Raw genomic sequence first — 21,677 nt, forward strand, 5'->3', positions numbered from 1 at the left:
AGTGATCTCGACGCGAGGGCACCGGCCGGTGAACCTCGCGCCTTCTAAAGCGTTCAGGAGATTGTAGATGTGCAAGCAGTATCATAATCAGCGCGCGTAGATGCGCTAACGGAATTCAGAAAATAATTGGAGCTTACGATGCCGCCTCCAGCACTCACGCTTGCCCCTGACTGGGTCGAGGAAAACACAACCGAACTGGCTTTAACCAATGCAACCAATACCATTCGAGAAGTGCCGGTACGCGCCAGCGAGCCGTGGCTGCGGCGGTTGTTCGCATTTATAGGTCCTGGTTATCTGGTCGCTGTGGGTTACATGGACCCGGGTAACTGGGCCACAGACCTCGCTGGTGGATCAGCTTATGGCTACAAGTTATTATGGATTGTGATGGCATCAAGTTTCATGGCGATGGTGCTGCAGATTCTCTCCGCCAAACTGGGCATAGTGGCCGGCATGGATTTGGCACAATTATGTCGAAAACATTCCTCACCGCGCTCGACGATATGTCAATGGCTACTTTGTGAAGTAGCGATTTGTGCATGTGATATCGCAGAAGTAATCGGCACCGCGATCGCTCTGAAACTGTTATTCAATATCCCGCTTGCGTGGGGCGTTGCACTGACGGTACTGGACGTGCTGGTGATCCTCTGGCTACAAAAATGTGGATTTCGTTATCTTGAAGCTTTCGTTATCAGTCTGCTGTCATTAGTATTTATTTGTTTCTCGATTAATCTGCTACTCTCCCAACCCGCCTGGACTAATGTATTTTCCGGCTTCATTCCGACCTCGGAAACCGTCACCAATCCGGGCATGCTGTACCTGGCAATTGGCATCATCGGCGCAACCGTCATGCCGCACAATCTGTATCTGCATTCATCCACGGTTCAAACACGAAAGTTCGCCAAGACATCGCGCGGCAAACGCGAAGCGATTACCTTTGCGACGGTCGATATCGTGATCGCACTATGTCTGGCTCTGTTCGTCAACGCAGCGATACTGATTACCTCAGCGGCGGTATTCCATGCCCACGGCCAGCATGGCATTGCCGAGTTGCAGGACGCCTACCGCCTGATCGGCCCGCTCACGGGCTCAACCATCGCCAGTTTCCTGTTTGCGCTGGCACTTCTCGCTTCTGGCCAGAGTTCGTCGGTGACCGCAACAATGGCTGGTCAGATCATCATGGAAGGATATGTCAACCTCAAGATGTCGCCCTGGGCTCGACGCCTGATTACGCGTTCACTGGCGATCATCCCGGCGCTGTTCGTTACCCTCATCTGCGGTGAAGCGGGGATAGGAAAACTGCTTTTATTCAGCCAAGTGGTACTCAGTTTGCAGCTTCCGTTTGCGATGGCACCGTTAATCCGATTCACCAGCAATAAAAATATTATGGGGGAATTCACCAATTCCAGAGGCATGGTAGTGTTAGCGTGGATTACCATGGTGATTATTGTTTGTTTAAACGTCATTCTCATCTGGAAAGCGCTCTTTTAGTATGGTAGCGGTACGATTTTTAAATGTTTGTAAACATCCAAAGGAAACTCTGAATGGGGAAAGGCCGCCTGGAAGCATTTAGCGATGGCGTGATCGCCATTATCATCACGATCATGGTGCTCGAAATGAAAGTCCCGCACGGCGATGACTTCGGTTCACTACGATTGCTTTACCCCGTATTTTTCAGCTACGTCCTCAGTTTTGTCTATACCGGCATCTATTGGAACAATCATCACCACATGTTTCATGTAATTCAGAAGATCAGCGGACCGGTTCTTTGGGCAAATTTACATCTTCTATTCTGGCTCTCACTCATCCCGTTTGCCACCGGATGGATGGGTGAAAATCATTTTTCCGCAGTCCCGACAGCGTTATATGGCGTGGTACTGCTGATGGCTGGAATTGCCTACTACATCCTGAGTCGCAGCCTGATCAAACTTCAAGGAAAAGATTCTCCGTTAGCCAAAGCCATCGGCAAGGATACGAAAGGCAAGTTATCCGTCGTCGCTTATGCTATCGCAATACCACTCACTTTTTTCAATCGATGGGTAGCGCTGGCAATGTATGTTCTGGTAGCAATCATGTGGTTAATTCCCGATCGGCGAATCGAAAAAGTAGTCGATGATTAAACGCGATGTTATGGCGATAACAGCAAAAGATAATAGTCACGAGCGCTGGCGTTCAGTGCCGACACAGCGTTTGCTTTGAGCATTTTTCAAGACCAGGTGTGTGAGGACCAGTTCGTCCCCGACGCTGACATGATGATTCCCTGTGAAGATTTCCATCTGCAAATCAGACTTTTGAAAGATCGGCGTGAAAAAAAGAAAATTTATCATCACTGCACTTTACGCAACCGCAATGCCAGCTTTCGCGAAAAAAAATCCGGAACAGAATAAAGCAGCCGGCCCCACATTATTGACGATCAGCGGCGCCATTGGGAAAGGTAATCGCGGCGCGCTAGATCCAGCATTGGATCAAATGATGCACAAGCAAAACATACAGTTCGACAAAGCCCACGTATTTAATTTCGCGACCCTGACAGCCTTACCTGCGGTTGAAATAAAGCCGACGCTAGAATACGACGCTAAAGTACATACATTGCGCGGACCGTTATTAGTCGATGTTATCGCCGCTGCAACCGATAGAGTGTTACCCGAAAATACAGCGGTAAAACTCCGTGCTGTCGATGGTTATGTCATTCAGGTCCCATTGGCAGACCTAAGAAAATACCGCTTTATCGTCGCTACGCACCTCGACGCACAGCCGATTGCTCTAGGCGGATTGGGACCATTATGGGCCGTCTATGACGCAGATCGCTTTCCTGAGATGATGTCACGACCGCTGTCAGCGCGATTTTCCTTATGCCCGTGGGCGCTGTATTACATTGCGTTGAGCGCTGCTTAGAAAAAAATTGACGAGGCATCGTCGGCGAAAGTTAAAAAGTTACGCAGCAGGAATCCATTACACATTACAGCCCGGCAAAAAAAAATGCTAAAAGGAAAGGCATGTGGTTGCATGTTTTTTCAATCAATTTTCGCAAATATGGCGATGAACGCCTTCCTACATTACTATCCTGGGTTGCTCTTCTCTTGCGCCGATTTATACTGATTGCTGAGGTCTCAGCAACGGGCTAATCAATTGGTCCAACAACATAAATCCGCAGGAGTGAGCAATGGAAACATCACTACATTCAATTCGGTTCCCAGGCGAAACCGACGCATATCGAATCGCACGAGACGGTCTGTTACAGGCAGAATTAGACTTGCGCAAGCAAACAGAAAAAGTTGCGGAATTGCGGAGAACGCTACCCCTTGGCGGTACGCTGAAGGAAGATTATCTCTTCGAGCAAGTCGATCCCGATCATCCATCTTCCGATGCAGGAAAAAAAGTATCCCTTTCTGCGCTGTTCCGAGAAGGAAAAGGCAGCCTCCTCATCTACAGTTTCATGTACGGGCCAGAAATGCAACGGCCTTGCACATCCTGCACATCGATCCTCGACGGACTGAACGGGACCATGCCTCATGTACTTCAGCGCGTCAATTTTGCCGTCGTCGCCAAATCGCCGATTCAGCGAATCCAGGCATTAGCCCAAGAACGTGGATGGAATAATCTCCCCCTCCTCTCCTCGGCACACAACTCCTTCAACGCTGATTATCACGGCGAGACCGCGAACGGAAAGCAGATCCCCTCGCTCAACGTATTCGTGCGACGTGAGGGACAGATCTATCACACCTATAGTACCGAACTTCTTTTTTCTCCAACCAACCCCGGCCAGGATCCGCGGCACGTGGATGCGTTCTGGCCATTGTGGAGTCTGTTCGATCTCACGCCTGAAGGACGCGGTGCTGATTGGCATCCTGAATTGCGTTATGACTGAATATCAGGTTGCCTGCTGATTTTATTGATGCAGACTGGTAAGTAGCTGCAGAAGCTTGCGGTGGGCTTTTTGATAGGTATCAATGATAGCGGCTTGCATTGATTTCATTACCAGCATTATCCCTGCGGAGTCCGCTTTTCGGCTAAGTGATACCATGCGTTACAAGTTCAAATAACGATGGAAAAGGGCTTCATTGAAGCCCTTTTCGAATAGTTGGAATGCTCGAATGGAGGTGAGTAGGCCTCTCGATCGATGAAATCAATCAATACCATGAAAAATGGCGTCATCCGGTCCAATGTAACGCGGCGGCAGCCACGCAGCATCCCGCATTGAGTGGGCCACTTGATTATCAACGCCAAGTAATGATGCAAATATCGCCATCCTGATCGGAATACCATTGTCGGTTTGACGGAAAATGGCCAAACGGGAGTCATGATTTAAGTCAGTGGAAAGATCATTTGCGCCGGCACGGCTATCACGAGGAAGGGGATGCATTACCAACGTATCCGGTCGGCAGCTTGCGTCGACCAAGGCTTTGTTAATCTGAAATTCAGGCGTGTATCCCTCAAAAGATTCATCAGAAAACCGCTCTTTTTGGACGCGGGTTGCGTACACTACATCCGCTCCGATTAAGCCCGATGTCAGGCTGGAAGTGTGCTCGACAACGTTGCCGTTTTTTGAAATTTGTTCAAGGATGTGGGATGGCAAATCCAGTGATGGCGGGGCAATCAACGTGAATTTTATTCCGCGATAGAGCGCAAGCAGTTTGACCAATGAATGGACCGTGCGTCCATATTTCAGGTCACCGACGAAAACGATATGCATGCCATCTACTACTCTATTTAAGCGCGAGAACTCTCGTTGTATCGTATATAGATCAAGCAAAGCCTGGCTTGGATGTTCTCCAGCTCCGTCACCGCCATTCACAACCGGAATATTGGTCGCACGCGCAAATTCCGCCACTGAACCCTGTTCAGGGTGTCTGACCACCATAGCATCGACGTATCCGCTGATGACACGACTCGTGTCATAAATGGACTCTCCTTTAGCCATGGAGGAAAAAGTAAATCCAGTGGTGTCGCATATAGCTCCACCCAGCCGGCAGAAAGCAGCACCAAAACTGACACGCGTGCGAGTACTTGCTTCAAAAAATAGATTACCCAGCACCGCACCTTCTAACACCCGGGATATCTTTTGCCTGCGCGCTATTGGTTGCATGATATCCGCCAGGCGAAACAAAGCCTCTGCCGATTCACGCGAAAACTGTTCTACTGAAATCAACTGCGGTCGCCCCTCAAACGAAATGGGGGCTGGCGAAATTACATGATGTACGCTTTGCGTATTTACCTCGAGCGCACTGGATTGCAATATTTCTGATGTAAAGCGCTCCACTATTTCCGGCATGGAACGGAATTCTTGCGATTCAATCGGTAATAGCCAACTATCAAGGGCGCGACGGGTGACTCCAATTCGGCCAGCAAAAGCTTCGCGTGTTAAGTTGAGTTTTCGCATTGCGTCGCGAAGAAATGACTGCTGTACGCTCATAAAATTTATTCCTTTAATAATATACGCTTTGCGCATACTATCACTATTAAGCCGACCTGAGAAAGATGCGAACGAGAGCGCTCAGAATCAACTCACCCTGAACGACCTCGCCATCAAATTCTCGAATATTTCACCCACACGTCAATTTCCCAACCGACCCCAAACCCGCGTAAAATGCGCTTATCGCGGGTGTAGTTCAATGGTAGAACGAGAGCTTCCCAAGCTCTAGACGAGGGTTCGATCCCCTCCATCCGCTCCAGGTTACGACTGGCACCTGTTCTTAGGTGCCGTTTTTTATTGCGAATACGGTTATTGCGGCTTGCATTTGGGCTTTTGACCCGGAATCTTACGCTTCGTCGTCCGCACTCTTTTTCACTTTATTTAGCCGTCCATCTCGCATGTCAGAAAATCAACCTAGAAAACCTCTTTTTTATGATCCTACGGAGCGCCGGATTCGTAGCTTTGTGACGCGTGCGGGGCGCTTGTCGATTGCGCAGGCGCGGGCTATTGAGGAATTGGGGCCGCAGTTTTGTGTGCCTTATGAAAAAAAGGTGCTTGATCTGGAAAGTACGTTTGAGCGCTCCGCGCCAACGATTTTTGAGATTGGCTTTGGGATGGGTGAAACCAGCGCGAAAATTTCGGCGGGTATGCCAGAGAAGAACTTTATCGGCGTTGAGGTGCATACACCTGGTGTGGGTAGCTTGTTAAAGTTGATTGGAGAACAATCGCTGTCCAATCAGCGGATTATTCAGCATGACGCGGTAGAAGTATTGACGCATATGATTGCACCTGACTCACTGGCTGGGGCGCATGTGTTTTTCCCTGACCCGTGGCACAAAGCGCGCCATAACAAACGCCGTCTGCTGCAAGGCCCGCTGGTGAGTTTGCTGGCATCGCGGATTGCATCGGGCGGCTATTTGCATTGCGCGACGGATTGGGAAGAGTACGCAGAGCAAATTCTGGAAGTGCTGAGTGCTGAACCGACCCTTAAAAATTCGGCGGAGGCCTATGCGCCGCGTCCTGATTATCGCCCGATAACCAAGTTTGAAAACCGCGGCATTAAGTTGGGACATGGCGTGTGGGATGTGGTGTTCGTCAAAATATAAGGTTGCGGGGAGCGACTGGCATGGCTACGCGCCCAAGGAAGATTATTTGCAATCACCGAACGGTCTTGGCCCTAATTCGTGAATCCGCACTTTTTAAAACGTTGAGAAGCCGCTGATTTGCAACGTTGATCTGGCTTTACCCATCTCGCAGCTTCTTTGGTCTAAAGCCTCATTCAGCGCCGTACATCCGGCTCCTGCCGCATGTTTTATTCACCATACCCCCAATTTACAGAGCCATCACCGTGATGGTCGCGCCTAAAACCCGGCTAAACCCAACATTCTCTGCGCTACTGTTCAGTATGCCTGTGTTTCCATGGTGCCATTCGGTACAATCCTGACATGCTTTCAGAATTTGATCTTATCTCTCAATATTTCACTCGTGCACCACGCGCTGATGGTCCGGTTGCGCTTGGCGTGGGGGACGACTGCGCGTTATTGATGCCTACTGCTGGCATGCAATTAGCTGTGTCATCCGACATGCTGGTAGCTGGTCGGCATTTTTTTGCCGACGTCGATCCGTATTCACTGGGTCATAAATCACTGGCGGTGAATCTTTCCGATCTGGCCGCAATGGGCGCGCGACCGCTGGGGTTCACCCTGGCGTTGGCCTTGCCGGAAGCACGAGCGGAGTGGTTGGCACCTTTTGCCGCCGGATTGCTGGCGCTGGCAGATGTGCACGACTGTGAATTGATCGGCGGCGATACGACTAAAGGGCCGCTGAATATTTGTATCACTATCTTTGGCGAAACGTTGCCAGGACAAGCACTGCGCCGCGATGCGGCGCTTGCTGGCGACGATATTTGGGTTTCAGGCACCCTGGGCGATGCGCGGTTGGCGCTGGCCGGTTATCGCCATGAATTTACCGATCAAATTATTATGGATGGCGATGAACATGCACTCGCTGCCACCCGCATGCATCATCCGACACCGCGTGTGGCGCTCGGCATCGCATTACGGGGAATTGCACATGCTGCGATTGATATCTCGGACGGGTTAGCGGGGGATCTTGGTCACATCCTGGAGCGCTCGGGCGTGGGTGCGACGTTGGCCGTGGATACCATACCATCCGGACCTGCGCTTCTTCGACAAACCCACACTTTTCAACGTTTATTTACGCTCGCTGGTGGTGACGATTACGAGTTATGTTTCACTGCGCCACCCACGAAGCGCGAAGCCGTTATGAACGCTGCAATGGTCTCAAGCACGGAAGTCACGCGGATTGGGTGCGTTGATGCCTTGGCAGGATTGCGCTTTATCGATGTGAATGGTGTACCGCTCGATTTACAACTGACTTCCTTTGACCACTTTCGTACAACATGAATCCAACATTGACTTCACCCCCGGCACCAACGCAACAGTCCCTGAATCCTCGGGCCAAGGTCAAAGCGACGGCGCGTTTCATGCTATCCCATCCAGCGCATTTTATCGCGCAAGGCTTCGGAAGCGGATTGTCGCCCGTCATGCCGGGTACGTTTGGTACTTTATTTGCATGGCTGACTTTCGTCGTTTTGTCTGCACGCTGGCCGCATTACTTTACGCCGCTGAACTGGTTGGTGTTGATTGCGGCCGGCTTTATCGTCGGTATCTGGACCTGCCAACGCACCGGGCGCGATCTGGGCGTTTCAGATCATGGCAGCATGGTCTGGGATGAAATTATTGCGTTTTGGCTGGTACTGGTGGTGGTCACGCCAGCGCCATGGTGGACGCAATTTTGGGCGTTTATCGTGTTTCGTTTCTTTGATATGGTGAAGCCACCACCGATCGGCTATTTTGATCGTCACATGAAAGGCGGTTTGGGCGTTATGTGGGATGACATTCTGGCAGCATTTTATACCTTACTGGTATGTGCTTTTTGGCGTGTTTTTCAGTGATTTTGTAAAATTTACGGATGACATTCGATGCTGCGCCGATTGCATCTGACCGCGACAAGTGGCAGTATGTAATGATTGATTGGAACTCTAAACAGGAGCACAAGAATGGACACCAACGTCGAAACTGAGCAACTAGTTGACCTCGCTGAAGAAGTAGGTCGGGCGTTGAAAGCCAAAGGCTGGTTATTGGCCACTGCTGAATCGTGTACCGGTGGCGGTGTCTCTCAGGCCATCACCGATATTGCGGGTTCGTCGGAATGGTTTGATTGTGGTTTTGTCACTTATTCGAATGCCTCCAAGACGGAGCTGCTGGATATTTCAGAAGCATTGCTTGCGCAACACGGCGCCGTCAGCGAAGAAATCGCCGCGGCAATGGCTGAGAGCGCCCTTGCCAACAGCGGCGCGCATGTCGCCCTGTCAACGACCGGTATCGCTGGCCCCGGCGGTGCGGTCCCTGGCAAGCCAGTCGGAACCATCTGTTTCGGTTGGACCACGAGACACCAAACACATACTGAACGGTTGATTTTTCACGGTGACAGACACGCCATACGCGAACAGACGATAGCCCATTCGTTGCAGGGGTTGTTGCGATTTTTGAAATAACAACAAGACGTCCTAGTCTAGACTGGCTAATTCTCGTCAGGCACGAAAGCGATTAATTGCATCACGTGTTTCGATTGCGACGCGGCGGGCGGCGGATGCAAATTCTTCTCCTGCCGCTTCGTTTACCTTTGCATACAAAATAGCGCGCGATGAGTTGATCATCATGCCTGTACCGTTTGATGTTTTGCCAGCATTCACGGTAGCTTGAATATCGCCGCCCTGCGCACCAATTCCCGGTACTAACAAGGGCATGTCGCCGATGATTTGGCGCACTTGTGCTAATTCGTCAGGAAATGTCGCCCCGACCACCAGCGCGCATTGCCCGTTGGTATTCCATTTGTCCGCGACGAGTCGGGCGACGTGCTGATACAGCGGCTTGCCTTCAACGTTCATGAACTGCAGGTCAGAGCCACCTGGATTGGATGTGCGGCACAGAATGATAGCGCCGCGATCTTTCCATTCCAGATAAGGAGCGACTGAATCCCATCCCATGTACGGGCTCATGGTCACCGCGTGGGCACCATATCGCTCGTAGGCTTCGCGGGCGTATTGCTCCGCAGTGGCGCCAATGTCACCACGTTTGGCGTCGAGAACGATTGGAATAGTTGGATGCGCGCTGCGGATATAGTCGCAAATCGCTTCAAGCTGATCTTCGGCTCGTAACGCTGAAAAATAGGCGATTTGCGGTTTAAATGCACACGCTGTATCCGCGGTGGCATCGATAATTGCCTTGCAGAATGTAAAAATAGCATCCGGTTGGTTATGCAAATGGGCTGGAAATTTAGTAATATCCGGATCAAGCCCTACACAAAGCAGCGAATTGTTGACAGCCCAAGCGGTGGATAATTTATCAATGAAAGACACGATGAAGCCTTAATAATGCGAATGTCGCCATTGTAACTTGTTGCCATCGTCAGAGCAGCGTCTAAAATAGTTGGCTTCCTCTCCGTATTAGCACGGAGGCTACAGCCTTGCGGTATCCGCTGCAGCGCCATAATGCCTTTGAGCGGTAACATAGACCTGAATAGTCATTATTAGCTCTTGAGTCGATTGCAATAGTTTGCTACCGTTCAACAAAGGCCAGCGGGCCTGACTGATTTTGAGGAATAAACATGCATAGATCCGTTAAATGGCTGGCGATCGTGGTATTCGCCTCCCTACTCAGCGCGTGCGGCTATAACGATTTTCAAACTAAAGATGAAGCCGTAAAAGCCGCCTGGGGCGAAGTCGTGAACCAATATCAGGGACGGGCCGACCTGGTTCCCAAAATTGCACAGATCGTGAAAGCGTACGCAACGCATGAAGAAGCGACTTTTGAAGCGGTCACAAAGGCGCGTTCGGCTGCGACGAGTTTCCAGATTACGCCGGAGGTACTGAACGATCCCGCGGCGTTGGCCAAGTTTCAGCAGGTTCAGGGGCAATTGTCCTCAGCCCTGTCGCGCTTGATGGCTGTGTCGGAAAACTATCCTCAACTGAAAGCGGATGGCCTGTATCGCGATGCGCAATCGCAACTTGAAGGCGTTGAAAATCGTATCAAGGTGGCACGTAATCGTTACATCGTCGCGGTGCAGGAATATAACGTGCTGGCGCGCAGTTTCCCTACCAACCTGACGGCAAAAGCGATGGGGTATACAGTGAAACCGTCTTTCACCGTGGATAACGAAAAAGCGATATCGACTTCACCCGATGTTGATTTCGGCGGTAAAAAATAATGCACATGCCCGCGACCTTGGCTTGCTCTTGGTGCCACAAAGCACCGAGAGCAACGGTTGTGCAGCGCATCCTGACGCGCTGGTCCGCCACTCTCGCCACTCTCGCGATTTTCATGCTTCTCACCATAGTGGGAACTCCGGCCTTCGCGCAAGCCGAAAAGCAAGTTGCGGTGCCGCCGTTGCAAGCCCATGTTACCGATCAGATCGGTATGCTGCAGCCAGAACAGCGGGCAACGTTGGATTCCGTGCTGGGTGACTACGAAACGCGGACCGGCAGTCAGATCGCGGTGTTGCTGATGAGTACCACCGCACCGGAAGCGATTGAAGACTACAGCATCCGCGTGGCCGACGCCTGGAAGCTGGGGCGCAAAGGGGTGGATGACGGCGTGATTTTAATCGTTGCGAAGGACAACCCGCCCGGATTGCGACGATTGCGGATCGAATCGGGACGGGGCGTTCAAGGCGTCCTCACCGATGCACAGTCGAAGCGGGTATTGCAGGATGTGATCGCGCCCTACTTTCAAAAAGGTGATTTTTATGGTGGCCTGACCGCCGGTGTCACCGCGATAACCTCGATTCTGGATCAGCAGACGTTGCCACCGGCGCAGCGTAAACAAGCTCAGCATCAAGAGTCGGACTCCGGCATTTTTGGTGTACTGGCGCCACTTATATTCGTCGGGTTCATCGTTTTTATGATGCTCAGCTCGCGCCGACGGGGCGGCGACGGGAGCGGCCCCGGATCCGGGAACTCACTCAATAACAATGTCTGGGGCAATGCAGCTGGCGTTGTTCTCGGAAGTATCTTAAGTCAATCCGGCCGCGGCGGAGGTGGTGGCGGATTCGGCGGTGGCGGCGGAGGTGGAAGTTTCGGCGGCGGCGGCGGGGGTTTCGATGGCGGTGGCGCCTCGGGGAATTGGTAAATGACAAAAACAATGAAACGGCTGCTCCAACACCTCTTCACCACAGGTCGAAGTGCGCGAAAAGCATTTCCGGCGACCACACTGACCGCCATTCAGACCAAGATAGCGGAAGGTGAGCGCACGCATCGGGCTGAAGCCAGAATGATCGTCGAGTCGTCGTTGAGTCTGCCAGCGGTACTGAATGGCGTCACATCACGTCAACGCGCGCAGGAGCTTTTTTCGCATTACAGGATGTGGGATACCGAGGAAAATGTCGGCGTTTTGCTGTATGTGAACATCGCGGACCACAAAGTGGAGATTGTCACCGACCGGGCCGTCGGTCGGGCAATCGCTAAGGCAGAATGGCAAGCGGTGTGTCAGACCATGACGGGCGAGTTTGCCAACGGGACGTTTCATGACAGCACGCTTGCTGCTTTAGAAAAATTGAATAATCTGCTGGCCGCACACTTTCCGGATACCAACGGAAAGCCTAACGAATTGTCCGATCGTCCTTTGATGCTTTAATGCTTTAATGCTTTCATGCTTTGATGCTTTGATCGCCGAGCATAGTAAGTTCTGGTTGGTCCACTTTGATAGAGCAACCAGACGCTCAATCAATTCTCACTCCAATCTTGACTTACTAAATCACCCATTTGCATAGGTCCATTGCAACAACGCATCCTGCGCAGCTTGCCCACGCGATGCGTTCGCATGATTAATCAGGCATACCACCACATAATACTTACCCGAGGCCGCTAATACATAACCGGCTATCGCGCGGACATCATTAAGCGTACCCGTTTTCACATGGGCCTGACCTGCGATTTCTTGCCCCTTCAAGCGATTGCGCATAGTGCCGTCAAATCCGACCAGCGGCATCGATGACATAAACTCAGGCATCGTTGGCGACTGATAGGCGGAGGCCAGAATACGGCCCATGGTCTGGGCCGAAATCCGCTCGTTACGGGAGAGACCCGCACCATTCTCGATCACCAGATCATTCGCCGCTATGCCTTTATTGGCGAGCCAACTCTGCACTGCGCGGGCGCCGCGTTCTGGCGTTGCAGGCAACTTAAGAATGTCGGCCGCGATCGTCAGCAGCACCTGGCGCGCCATGACGTTGTTGCTATATTTGTTGATGTCGCGAATCACCTCTGGCAAGGTCACCGAATCCCACTCGGCGATGAACCGCGTGCCAACCGGAACAATGCCAGTTTTCACCGTACCGCTCAAGGTGCCGCCAAGATCGCTCCACATTTGTCGAAATACCGCGCCAAAATAGGCCGTGGAACTCATGGTATAGGGATTTACGTACCAGGTTTTCTCGCCGCACGATGCTGGAAAGGTGCCATTAAAATTCGCGCCTTTGTCATCAAAAGTCGCCTGGAGCTTTCCTTGCCAGTCGCCGCATGCGCCTTTGCCCGTGCGCGGTGGAATAATCTGGTAACCGGCCATGGGCGGATCGACCACTACGCGGGTGAGCCCGGTCGCATCATCGGGCATAAACTGGAACGTCACCGTTTTATAGTTCAACAGCAATGCATCCGGGCCGACGTTGTAGGGTTTTAAGGGATCGCCATCGAATTGGGATGGATCGTATGCTGCTTCGTCAAAAATGCTGCGGTCCAGCACAACGTTGCCGCGAATATCGCGTATGCCTTTTGCACGGATTTGACGCAGAAATAACCAGAAATTTTCGAGCACCAATTTAGGGTCGCCACTTCCCTTAAAAATAAGGTCGCCCTGCAAAATACTTCCAATTTGCTGCCCATCCGTGTAGGCCGCGGTCTTCCAGTTGAAGGTGGGGCCTAATAGTTCGAGGGCTGCATCGGTGGTGACCAGCTTCATTGTGGAGGCGGGATTAAATGGCGTATTGACATTACTCGCTGCCAAGACCTTGCCACCAATGGCGGCCTCCTGCACGTAAATTCCCACGTTTTGCGATGGAATACCCGCGCTCTGGAGTGCCGAGACGACCGACTGGGGTAACGCTGCAGAGGTCGAATCCTGAGCGAAGCTATTTGTACAGGAAGAAAAAAAGAAGGAAGAAAAAAGTAATGCACTAATAGAGAGCGTGCGAGAGAGCGAGCGGAATTTTTTCGACATGGATATCAAGAGATAAGGGAAATCATGGGTGGATTATCCCACGCTATCTCAAATCTCCCGGCACGTTGTCGCGAGGCTGACTCAAATTGTGCAACCGCCGCAATATCTAGTCCAGTGCTAGTCCAGTGCTAGTCGTGCGTGAGAACACTCCTCCCAAGCTATCAAACGTCAAGCGCGCATGACGGCTTAGCGCGCTAGAGTATGATCTCACCATCCGTCCACCTGCTTATTAGGGATGCCTTCAATCGCCTCGGCTAAACCATCGTCCCGATCAGCTGTAACAGTATGAAGGCTGCTCCTGAACCGACAATCAATCCGACTGTGCATAATCCACCGTGCGCAATTTTCGAATGGACCGGTACTTCCGCAAACAGGATTAATCCGAAGAGCGCCATCGGAATAAAGAAAAGAAAATTAGCGACAATTAAGTTTTGCATGGCTGTCTCCGTCTTTTGATTATATTTTAAGTATAGTTTGCTACAGGCAATTAGCAAGACACAAGAACAATAAATAAGATTTACACGGAGCTCTCAGGAAGCTTGGCTAGCTGTAAAACATGGTCTTTTAAACAATCAACTAGCCGTCACAAGCGAGTCTTTTGAAGCCGCTTATTTCCACCAAAAACAACATAAAACCGCGCAGAAAACATTTTTGTTGGGTTCATATGCTGGGCTGCACAATTTTTTCTTGACCGACGTTTGTGGCAGGATTACCATCCGCTTGTTTTCATTTTATGGAGCCCCATTCATGGGCACTTGTTCGAGTGACAGTTGTTGCCAGACCCGTTCTGGCATCGTCCCGGCAAGATAACGCAGGCTTCCCCTGCTGTCATCTCGCCGCCGGCGAATGATGGTATCCCAATGATCATTGCAGACGTCGTGTTTGCATTGGTCGCAGATTTCCATTACCCAATAAAGATAGTTACGCGGATTGCGTCAGCACTGTTTGCGCGCTCACGTATTGTTTTACCGCGATGTTTGCACCTGTAGCGTGGGTATGCGCTGATTCTATCCACCGATACACATGCCCAGCCATATTCAGCTGAGCGGATGATTGGAATGCCCTTCCGGTTAATCACGTTCATCTTGGGTGACCGGTCCGTGTGGGTCCCGCTTAGATGCCGCCGGGTGCCGATAAGGCGTTACTATCGCGGGGGTGTTCAGCCTTCATGCGGGTCGCTATCTTTTACGTGAAAGTGTCATCGAATAGCCTTAAAGTTTGTATCCGTCGTATCCGTTCTATCAGAAGTATTTAGTCTTGATCACCCCTGACGGCAAGATAATTGCCGCCAACATTAATGGCAGGCCGTGAAGTGCTGGAGTAATTCCAGATGTCCTGATAAGGCAATCCCTAAAATTTCAGTTTAACGTTAGCCAGTAACAGCGAATATAAAAAGCCATCGTAGAAACCTGCGGCGGCATACAAAATTCACCAGTGGTTAGCTGCATCGGAGACTTTAGTGATGACCTTGAAACGTCGCTAGTATGCGATTGTGCCCACAATACGTCGGACTGATATGAGTTCGATTAATTAGGCAGGAAAGATCAACGCGGCCAAGAATTCTATATAGAAAAAATGACACTATGAATCTGAATCTCTTGAAAGACACCTTCGTCAGGTTTGTTCATGCGCATGGCATGGACCGGCATTTTCGTCGCTTCGGTGGTGACATGTTCAGTAGCACACCAACGCCTAATGAAGTCCCGCCAACGCTTGCGCAGCATTTACTCAAGGCCGCCCGATCCGAGTTGCCAGCGTTGCTCGATCAATTGCACAGCCGCACCGATGGTTTGACCGATTCCGAAGCCGATGCGATCCGGCTTGTGGTCGGCCCCAATGAAGTCGAGCATGAAAAACCGTTGCCATGGTGGGCGCATCTGTGGCAATGCTACAAGAATCCATTCAACCTTCTACTGACTGTGCTGGCGGCAGTGTCGTTTGCAACTGAAGACATGAAAGCCACCGTCGTCATCGGAACGATGGTGGTGTTATCGACGCTGATGCGCTTCGTACAGGAATCTCGCTCCAACAGCGCTGCTGACAAGCTTAAAGAAATGGTGAGTAACACAGCCACCGTTTTGCGGCATGACCTGGTCGCTGACATCGCCGATGAAGCATTGCGCTATTTTGACGCGACGTTGCATCCAAAGGGTGCGCGCAGAATCGAACTCGCCATCAAAAAACTGGTTCCGGGCGATATCGTCCAGCTCTCCGCTGGCGATATGATCCCTGCAGATTTACGCTTACTGACCGCTAAGGATCTGTTTATCAGCCAGGCGGCCATGACCGGCGAATCGCTTCCGGTAGAGAAATTTGTCGTGCATCGTGGTGACGCTACCAACAATCCGCTGGAGCTGGACAATCTTTGCTTCATGGGCACTAACGTCATCAGTGGATCAGCCACTGCCGTCGTGGTCACGACCGGAAATCAGACTTATTTTGGCGCACTGGCCGAACGCGTGACCGCCACCGACCGCACACCCACCGCGTTTCAGCTGGGCGTCAATAAAGTTAGCTGGCTGTTGATTCGTTTCATGATGGTGATGACGCCTATCGTATTCTTCCTAAATGGCTTCACCAAGGGTGATTGGGTGGAGGCATTTTTATTCGGCTTATCGGTGGCGGTCGGCCTGACACCGGAAATGCTCCCGATGATTGTCACGTCCACGCTGGCGAAAGGCGCTGTGGCGCTTTCGCGCAAGAAGGTGATCGTTAAACGCCTTGACGCGATCCAGAATTTTGGCGCGATGGACGTCTTATGCACAGATAAAACCGGAACGTTGACCCAGGACAAAATTTTTCTGGAACGTCATACCGATATTTTAGGCAAGCAAGATGACCTGGTATTGGAATACGCTTACCTGAATAGTCACTACCAGACCGGCCTCAAAAACCTGCTTGACGTTGCGGTCCTGGATCACGCCGAGTTGCAACGTGAAATGGCGCTGGCCTCTGCCTATCGCAAGGTCGATGAAATCCCATTCGACTTTCAGCGTCGCCGCATGTCGGTGGTCGTCAGCGAGCGCGAGGATCATCATGAATTGATTTGCAAGGGTGCCGTCGAAGAGATCGTTTCCGTTTGTACGCATGCCCGCCACAATGGCACTGTGGTGCCATTTAGCGCTGCGCTTTTAAAGGAAATTCACGAGACCACGGCCAGCCTCAACGCGGAAGGTTTGCGGGTAGTCGCTGTCGCTGCCAAAGATTTGCCGCCGACCAAGGAAGTCTATGGCGTGGCCGACGAATCGGATTTGGTCCTGATCGGCTACATCGCTTTTCTCGATCCTCCAAAGGAATCGACCAAGCCCGCGCTGGATGCTCTAAAAAAGCACGGAGTTACCGTCAAAATTCTGACCGGCGACAATCAGCTGGTCACCGCCAAAATCTGTCGCCAGGTCGGCTTGACCGTAGACGGTATGTTGCTTGGCTCGGATGTCGAAGACATGAGCGACGCAGACCTGGCCATTGCAGTCGAAAAAACTACCGTGTTCGCCAAACTCAGTCCCGACCATAAGGAACGGATCGTACGCAGGTTGCATGATAACGGCCACGTAGTCGGTTTCATGGGCGACGGCATCAATGACGCTCCTGCTCTGAGGGCTGCCGACATCGGTATTTCAGTCGACACAGCGGTGGATATTGCCAAGGAAGCAGCGGATATCATTCTGCTGGAAAAGAGTCTGATGGTGCTGGAAGAAGGTGTGCTGGAAGGTCGCAAGACGTTCGCGAACATGCTGAAGTACATCAAAATGACCGCCAGTTCCAATTTCGGAAATGTATTTTCCGTGCTGGTGGCGAGCGCATTCTTACCCTTCTTGCCGATGTTGCCGCTGCATTTGTTAGTACAAAATCTGCTTTATGATATTTCGCAGATTACAATCCCGTTTGATAACGTCGATAAGGAATTTCTGGAGAAGCCGCAGCGCTGGGACCCGAAAGAAATCGGTCGCTTTATGATCTTTTTTGGCCCAATTAGCTCCATCTTCGATATCGCCACCTTTGCTTTGTTATGGTACGTGTTTGGTGCCAATACCACCGAGCACCAAACCCTGTTCCAGTCAGGCTGGTTCATCGAAGGTCTGTTGTCTCAAACGTTGATCGTGCACATGATACGGACCCGCAAAATACCGTTCTTCCAGAGCCGCGCATCCTGGGCGCTGATCAGCATGACGGTCATCATCATGGCGATTGGTATCTTGTTGCCGATGTCGCCGTTAGCGCATTACTTTAAATTGGAAGCATTGCCGTTCAGCTATTTCCCTTGGCTCCTGTTGATTTTGGGTGCGTACGCGGTATTGACCCAGATGATGAAAGGTTGGTACGCTAAACGGTATGGTTGGCAGTAACCGCAACCGATGAACGTTGAACGGCATATTAGTAAGTCTGATAAGCCGTTAAAGAGGTAAAAATAAAAAAAAGACGGACAGCATTTGCTGTCCGTCTTTTTTTGCACTGGTCTTGCGCGTGGATTGCGTGCGCATTGCACATGAATTGCGCGTCACAAAGTTACGATATCAAACCCGCCGCGATATTGATGGATAAACCCAGAATTGCCGAGTTAAATAAAAACGTTAAGACTGACTGCACCAGCACTGTTTTGCGCATTGAACGGGTCATCACACTAACGTCCGAGGTTTGTACCGCGACTGCCAGCGTGAACGAAAAATACAGAAAATCCCAATAATCGGGGTTTTCTTCGCCTTCCGGAAAGCGCAACGGCGCAGCGCCAATACCGGGGCTATAGTAGAGACGCGCGTAATGTAATGTGAACATGGTGCCGACCAGAAACCACGATCCCAGCACGGTCAGGCCGGTAAATAGATAGCGAATTTCTTTCGGCCCCGGCAGAAAGTCTTTGGCTTGCGACAAACCGAAGACGACCGCAGCGATGCTGGCTATCGCGGCAATACAAATGAGCACCAATATCATGGTGTCATTTTCGTCCTCTATCGCAGCGCGTTCTTTTACTTGCAAAGAACCCGCTTTCGCCATCATCCACCACACAGCCAACAGATAGCCCCACACTCCTCCGTTCCAGCTAATCAATACGCGCGTTATCATCGAACCGTTCGGCAACAACGCCCATATGATGGCTCCGAAAATGACGGCGAGGACCAGCCGCGGATGTGTGTGAAAAACGAGGTTACGAATACGCATTCTTCTAAATCCTAAAATGGATGCTGCTGATTTGGGTGACATCCCGACATTCACGCCCGAACATCATAGCGTTATCCTCCCAATTTGGACAAGTTGCCATTAAGATATGGCGACAGTAAATAGGTGATAAAAAGCAACTTGGTTTTCACTAAGGTAGAACACCCCAGTTTAAAAAATAAAAAATAGCCCTGAGATACACCTGAAAATTTTCCTGAAATAACTAAATGACTTGTTAGCAATCTACTTAAGTTTCGTCTGGGAGGTAGGGAGCTACAGTAATAAAAAAAGACTAAGAGACAATCACTCTTGAAAAATCAACTAACCGCCCCTATACTTAGCACTCGTTAGGTGAGAGTGCTAACAATCTCCCTGACCTAGTCACTTTTTCTGTGCGGCACATCGTAAAAAGCCAAACTAATCGGTGCAGTTCCGTTGCTGCGATGTTGCTGCAAAAATTATAACTTGTTGAATTTGAAGGAGTTACACATGAATCTTCGTCCTTTGCATGACCGCCTCGTCGTTAAGCGTCTAGATATTGAAACAAAAACTGCATCCGGTATCGTTCTGCCAGAGGCAGCAGCTGAAAAGCCAGATCAAGGTGAAGTGTTGGCTATTGGTAACGGCAAAATTCTGGAAGACGGCAAAGTTCGCCCAATGGCAGTTAAAGTTGGTGAGCGCGTTTTGTTCGGCAAATATGCAGGTCAGGTTGTTAAGGTCGATGGCCAGGAACTACTGATTTTGCGCGAAGAAGACATTTTCGCTGTCGTCGAAGGTAAGTAATTCATTGTTCAGATTGATCGGAGCATGCCGCCACAAGGCTCTAAGGCGCGCAAGCACGCTTCGGTCTCTATGCTCTACATTCAACCGTATTCAGGAGAATCAACATGGCAGCAAAGCAAGTAATTTTCGGTGATGATGCACGTGCCAAGATCGTTAATGGCGTCAATATCCTAGCTAACGCAGTAAAAGTAACTCTGGGCCCTAAAGGCCGTAACGTGGTTCTGGAGCGTAGCTTCGGTGCTCCTACCGTTACTAAAGATGGTGTTTCAGTTGCTAAAGAAATCGAACTGAAAGACAAGCTGGAAAACATGGGCGCGCAACTGGTTAAAGAAGTTGCTTCCAAGACTTCAGACAACGCTGGTGACGGTACTACTACCGCAACCGTGTTGGCACAAGCAATCGTGCGCGAAGGTTTCAAATATGTTGCAGCCGGTTTCAACCCAACTGACCTGAAGCGCGGTATCGACAAAGCTGTTGTCGCCATCGTTGCTGAAATCAAAGCATTGGCTAAGCCAACGACTACTAGCAAAGAAATCGCACAAGTCGGTTCGATCTCCGCTAACTCCGACACCGATATCGGTGAAATCATTGCCAAGGCAATGGACAAAGTCGGTAAAGAAGGCGTTATCACTGTTGAAGATGGCAAATCACTGGAAAACGAACTAGACATCGTCGAAGGTATGCAATTCGACCGTGGCTACTTGTCACCGTATTTCATCAACAACCAGGAAAAACAAGTTGTTGCTCTGGAACAGCCTTACGTTCTGTTGTTCGACAAAAAAATCTCCAACATCCGTGACCTTCTTCCGGTATTGGAACAAGTCGCTAAGTCGGGCCGTCCGCTGCTGATTATTGCAGAAGACGTCGAAGGCGAAGCACTGGCAACTCTGGTCGTCAACAACATCCGCGGCATCCTGAAAACTGCTGCTGTTAAAGCACCAGGCTTCGGCGATCGTCGTAAAGCAATGCTGGAAGACATCGCTATCCTGACCGGTGGTCAAGTGATTGCAGAAGAAGTCGGCCTGACATTGGAAAAAGTAACATTGGCAGAATTAGGCCAAGCTGCACGTATCGAAATCAGCAAAGAAAACACTATCATTATCGATGGCGCTGGCGAAGCAATCTCGATCGAAGGACGCGTTAAACAAATCCGCGCTCAAATCGAAGAAGCAAGCTCTGACTACGACCGTGAGAAGTTGCAAGAGCGCGTTGCCAAGTTGGCTGGCGGTGTTGCACTGATTAAAGTCGGCGCAGCTACTGAAGTCGAAATGAAAGAAAAGAAAGCACGCGTTGAAGATGCATTGCACGCTACTCGCGCTGCAGTCGAAGAAGGCGTTGTTCCTGGCGGCGGCGTGGCTTTCCTGCGCGCACGTGCTAACGTTAAAAACCTGAAAGGCGACAACGCCGATCAAGATGCTGGTATCAAAATCGTGCTGCGCGCGGTTGAAGAGCCATTGCGTCAGATCGTATTTAACGCAGGCGACGAGCCTTCGGTTGTCATCAATGCAGTTCTGGCCGGTACAGGTAACTACGGTTACAACGCTGCTAACGGTACCTACGGTGACTTGGTTGAGTTGGGTGTTCTTGACCCAGCTAAAGTGACACGTTCAGCATTGCAAAACGCTGCTTCAGTTGCTGGCCTGATCCTGACTACCGATGCAATGATCGCTGAATTACCAGATGACAAATCTGGTGGCGGTATGCCAGGCGGTATGGGTGGTATGGGCGGCATGGGTGGCATGGACGGCATGATGTAATGTGAGATTGATCGTTGATAACCTACTGCGCGACGTAATCTTGTAGTCTGCGATACTCGCCGTACTTGCGTACGGCTGCGTTTCTCGACTACAACCTTACGCCGCTCGCTACGGTTCTCAGCGATCACACAGAGTGGCTGGGTCATCTTCTTTGTAATTTTGGGGATGACTGGTTGCTTCGGATAGAAAGCCCGCGTTTTTTGCGGGCTTTTTTGCGTTTGGGCGTCTTGCTACGCTCGCCTTGCAGGGTTGTCGTCGTTTCTGGTTACATCAGAA

The 21,677-nt window shown here is 50.8% G+C and carries 19 protein-coding genes and 1 tRNA gene; 15 read left to right on the plus strand and 5 right to left on the minus strand.

Features of this window, described 5'->3' with window-relative positions:
• Positions 1–138: 138 nt before the first annotated feature.
• The 4 genes from JQN73_RS05260 to JQN73_RS05275 all read left to right on the plus strand — a co-directional run bounded on the left by JQN73_RS05260 (position 139) and on the right by JQN73_RS05275 (position 3,865).
• Positions 139–1,488 (plus strand): Nramp family divalent metal transporter, encoded by a 1,350-nt coding sequence (locus JQN73_RS05260; RefSeq protein ID WP_205322070.1) that lies wholly within the window; start codon positions 139–141, stop codon positions 1,486–1,488.
• Between the two features lie 53 nt (positions 1,489–1,541).
• Positions 1,542–2,117, plus strand: coding sequence for a TMEM175 family protein (locus JQN73_RS05265; RefSeq protein WP_205322071.1), 576 nt, complete (start codon positions 1,542–1,544; stop codon positions 2,115–2,117).
• A gap of 184 nt (positions 2,118–2,301) precedes the next feature.
• A complete protein-coding gene (locus tag JQN73_RS05270) occupies positions 2,302–2,892 on the plus strand; it encodes a molybdopterin-dependent oxidoreductase (RefSeq protein ID WP_205322072.1) in 591 nt (196 codons plus the stop codon).
• Between the two features lie 268 nt (positions 2,893–3,160).
• On the plus strand, positions 3,161–3,865 hold the full coding sequence (locus JQN73_RS05275; protein WP_205322073.1) for a DUF899 family protein: 705 nt from the start codon (positions 3,161–3,163) through the stop codon (positions 3,863–3,865).
• Between the two features lie 258 nt (positions 3,866–4,123).
• On the opposite strand, the gene JQN73_RS05280 is transcribed toward JQN73_RS05275, so the two are convergent.
• Positions 4,124–5,410 (minus strand): aspartate carbamoyltransferase, encoded by a 1,287-nt coding sequence (locus tag JQN73_RS05280; protein ID WP_205322074.1) that lies wholly within the window; start codon positions 5,408–5,410, stop codon positions 4,124–4,126.
• 185 nt (positions 5,411–5,595) lie between these two features.
• Between JQN73_RS05280 and JQN73_RS05285 the strand changes: the two genes are divergently transcribed.
• The 5 genes from JQN73_RS05285 (at position 5,596) to JQN73_RS05305 (ending at position 8,990) form a co-directional block, all read left to right on the plus strand.
• A tRNA-Gly gene (locus JQN73_RS05285) sits at positions 5,596–5,669 on the plus strand.
• 139 nt (positions 5,670–5,808) lie between these two features.
• Positions 5,809–6,516 (plus strand): tRNA (guanosine(46)-N7)-methyltransferase TrmB, encoded by a 708-nt coding sequence (gene trmB / locus JQN73_RS05290; protein WP_205322075.1) that lies wholly within the window; start codon positions 5,809–5,811, stop codon positions 6,514–6,516.
• 339 nt (positions 6,517–6,855) lie between these two features.
• Positions 6,856–7,836: a thiamine-phosphate kinase gene (gene thiL / locus JQN73_RS05295; RefSeq protein WP_205322076.1), complete on the plus strand. Its 981-nt coding sequence runs from the start codon at positions 6,856–6,858 to the stop codon at positions 7,834–7,836.
• An 80-nt stretch (positions 7,837–7,916) separates the two neighbouring features.
• A complete protein-coding gene (locus JQN73_RS05300) occupies positions 7,917–8,387 on the plus strand; it encodes a phosphatidylglycerophosphatase A (RefSeq protein ID WP_205323199.1) in 471 nt (156 codons plus the stop codon).
• A 105-nt stretch (positions 8,388–8,492) separates the two neighbouring features.
• On the plus strand, positions 8,493–8,990 hold the full coding sequence (locus JQN73_RS05305) for a CinA family protein (protein WP_205322077.1): 498 nt from the start codon (positions 8,493–8,495) through the stop codon (positions 8,988–8,990).
• 36 nt (positions 8,991–9,026) lie between these two features.
• On the opposite strand, the gene pyrF is transcribed toward JQN73_RS05305, so the two are convergent.
• Positions 9,027–9,854, minus strand: coding sequence for an orotidine-5'-phosphate decarboxylase (gene pyrF / locus JQN73_RS05310; RefSeq protein ID WP_205322078.1), 828 nt, complete (start codon positions 9,852–9,854; stop codon positions 9,027–9,029).
• A gap of 248 nt (positions 9,855–10,102) precedes the next feature.
• Between pyrF and JQN73_RS05315 the strand changes: the two genes are divergently transcribed.
• The 3 genes from JQN73_RS05315 (at position 10,103) to JQN73_RS05325 (ending at position 12,126) form a co-directional block, all read left to right on the plus strand.
• The gene (locus JQN73_RS05315; protein ID WP_205322079.1) at positions 10,103–10,702 is read left to right on the plus strand and encodes a LemA family protein; all 600 of its coding nucleotides are present in this window, start codon (positions 10,103–10,105) and stop codon (positions 10,700–10,702) included.
• Positions 10,703–10,815: 113 nt separating this feature from the next.
• Positions 10,816–11,622, plus strand: a complete 807-nt coding sequence (locus JQN73_RS05320; protein WP_205322080.1) for a YgcG family protein — start codon at positions 10,816–10,818, stop codon at positions 11,620–11,622.
• Positions 11,623–12,126: a TPM domain-containing protein gene (locus JQN73_RS05325; RefSeq protein ID WP_205322081.1), complete on the plus strand. Its 504-nt coding sequence runs from the start codon at positions 11,623–11,625 to the stop codon at positions 12,124–12,126. It abuts the gene before it with no gap.
• Positions 12,127–12,246: 120 nt separating this feature from the next.
• On the opposite strand, the gene dacB is transcribed toward JQN73_RS05325, so the two are convergent.
• Positions 12,247–13,707, minus strand: coding sequence for a D-alanyl-D-alanine carboxypeptidase/D-alanyl-D-alanine-endopeptidase (dacB, locus tag JQN73_RS05330; RefSeq protein WP_205322082.1), 1,461 nt, complete (start codon positions 13,705–13,707; stop codon positions 12,247–12,249).
• Positions 13,708–13,961: 254 nt separating this feature from the next.
• Positions 13,962–14,144 (minus strand): hypothetical protein, encoded by a 183-nt coding sequence (locus JQN73_RS05335; protein ID WP_205322083.1) that lies wholly within the window; start codon positions 14,142–14,144, stop codon positions 13,962–13,964.
• Between the two features lie 1,146 nt (positions 14,145–15,290).
• Between JQN73_RS05335 and mgtA the strand changes: the two genes are divergently transcribed.
• On the plus strand, positions 15,291–18,053 hold the full coding sequence (gene mgtA, locus JQN73_RS05340) for a magnesium-translocating P-type ATPase (RefSeq protein WP_205322084.1): 2,763 nt from the start codon (positions 15,291–15,293) through the stop codon (positions 18,051–18,053).
• Between the two features lie 160 nt (positions 18,054–18,213).
• Here the strand turns inward: mgtA and JQN73_RS05345 are convergent, their stop codons facing one another.
• Positions 18,214–18,864 carry a DUF1345 domain-containing protein gene (locus JQN73_RS05345; protein ID WP_205322085.1) on the minus strand — a complete coding sequence of 217 codons (651 nt, stop codon included), beginning with the start codon at positions 18,862–18,864 and terminating at the stop codon, positions 18,214–18,216.
• 486 nt (positions 18,865–19,350) lie between these two features.
• On the opposite strand from JQN73_RS05345, the gene JQN73_RS05350 reads away from it, so the two are divergent.
• Both JQN73_RS05350 and groL read left to right on the plus strand, forming a co-directional pair.
• Positions 19,351–19,644 carry a co-chaperone GroES gene (locus JQN73_RS05350; protein WP_205322086.1) on the plus strand — a complete coding sequence of 98 codons (294 nt, stop codon included), beginning with the start codon at positions 19,351–19,353 and terminating at the stop codon, positions 19,642–19,644.
• Positions 19,645–19,748: 104 nt separating this feature from the next.
• Positions 19,749–21,401 carry a chaperonin GroEL gene (gene groL / locus JQN73_RS05355; protein WP_205322087.1) on the plus strand — a complete coding sequence of 551 codons (1,653 nt, stop codon included), beginning with the start codon at positions 19,749–19,751 and terminating at the stop codon, positions 21,399–21,401.
• The last annotated feature ends 276 nt before the right edge of the window (positions 21,402–21,677 follow it).

The organism is Glaciimonas sp. PAMC28666 (assembly GCF_016917355.1).
Taxonomy (GTDB): Bacteria; Pseudomonadota; Gammaproteobacteria; order Burkholderiales; family Burkholderiaceae_D; genus Glaciimonas.

Coding starts and splice junctions, on each gene's coding strand:
- JQN73_RS05260 (WP_205322070.1), top strand. CDS start 139: ATGCCGCCTCCAGCACTCACGCTTGCCCCTGACTGGGTCGAGGAAAAC.
- JQN73_RS05300 (WP_205323199.1), top strand. CDS start 7,917: ATGCTATCCCATCCAGCGCATTTTATCGCGCAAGGCTTCGGAAGCGGA.
- JQN73_RS05345 (WP_205322085.1), bottom strand. CDS start 18,864: ATGCGTATTCGTAACCTCGTTTTTCACACACATCCGCGGCTGGTCCTC.
- thiL (WP_205322076.1), top strand. CDS start 6,856: ATGCTTTCAGAATTTGATCTTATCTCTCAATATTTCACTCGTGCACCA.
- JQN73_RS05280 (WP_205322074.1), bottom strand. CDS start 5,410: ATGAGCGTACAGCAGTCATTTCTTCGCGACGCAATGCGAAAACTCAAC.
- JQN73_RS05325 (WP_205322081.1), top strand. CDS start 11,623: ATGACAAAAACAATGAAACGGCTGCTCCAACACCTCTTCACCACAGGT.
- JQN73_RS05320 (WP_205322080.1), top strand. CDS start 10,816: ATGCTTCTCACCATAGTGGGAACTCCGGCCTTCGCGCAAGCCGAAAAG.
- JQN73_RS05315 (WP_205322079.1), top strand. CDS start 10,103: ATGCATAGATCCGTTAAATGGCTGGCGATCGTGGTATTCGCCTCCCTA.
- JQN73_RS05305 (WP_205322077.1), top strand. CDS start 8,493: ATGGACACCAACGTCGAAACTGAGCAACTAGTTGACCTCGCTGAAGAA.
- groL (WP_205322087.1), top strand. CDS start 19,749: ATGGCAGCAAAGCAAGTAATTTTCGGTGATGATGCACGTGCCAAGATC.
- JQN73_RS05275 (WP_205322073.1), top strand. CDS start 3,161: ATGGAAACATCACTACATTCAATTCGGTTCCCAGGCGAAACCGACGCA.
- JQN73_RS05335 (WP_205322083.1), bottom strand. CDS start 14,144: ATGCAAAACTTAATTGTCGCTAATTTTCTTTTCTTTATTCCGATGGCG.
- JQN73_RS05350 (WP_205322086.1), top strand. CDS start 19,351: ATGAATCTTCGTCCTTTGCATGACCGCCTCGTCGTTAAGCGTCTAGAT.
- JQN73_RS05265 (WP_205322071.1), top strand. CDS start 1,542: ATGGGGAAAGGCCGCCTGGAAGCATTTAGCGATGGCGTGATCGCCATT.
- mgtA (WP_205322084.1), top strand. CDS start 15,291: ATGAATCTGAATCTCTTGAAAGACACCTTCGTCAGGTTTGTTCATGCG.
- trmB (WP_205322075.1), top strand. CDS start 5,809: ATGTCAGAAAATCAACCTAGAAAACCTCTTTTTTATGATCCTACGGAG.
- dacB (WP_205322082.1), bottom strand. CDS start 13,707: ATGTCGAAAAAATTCCGCTCGCTCTCTCGCACGCTCTCTATTAGTGCA.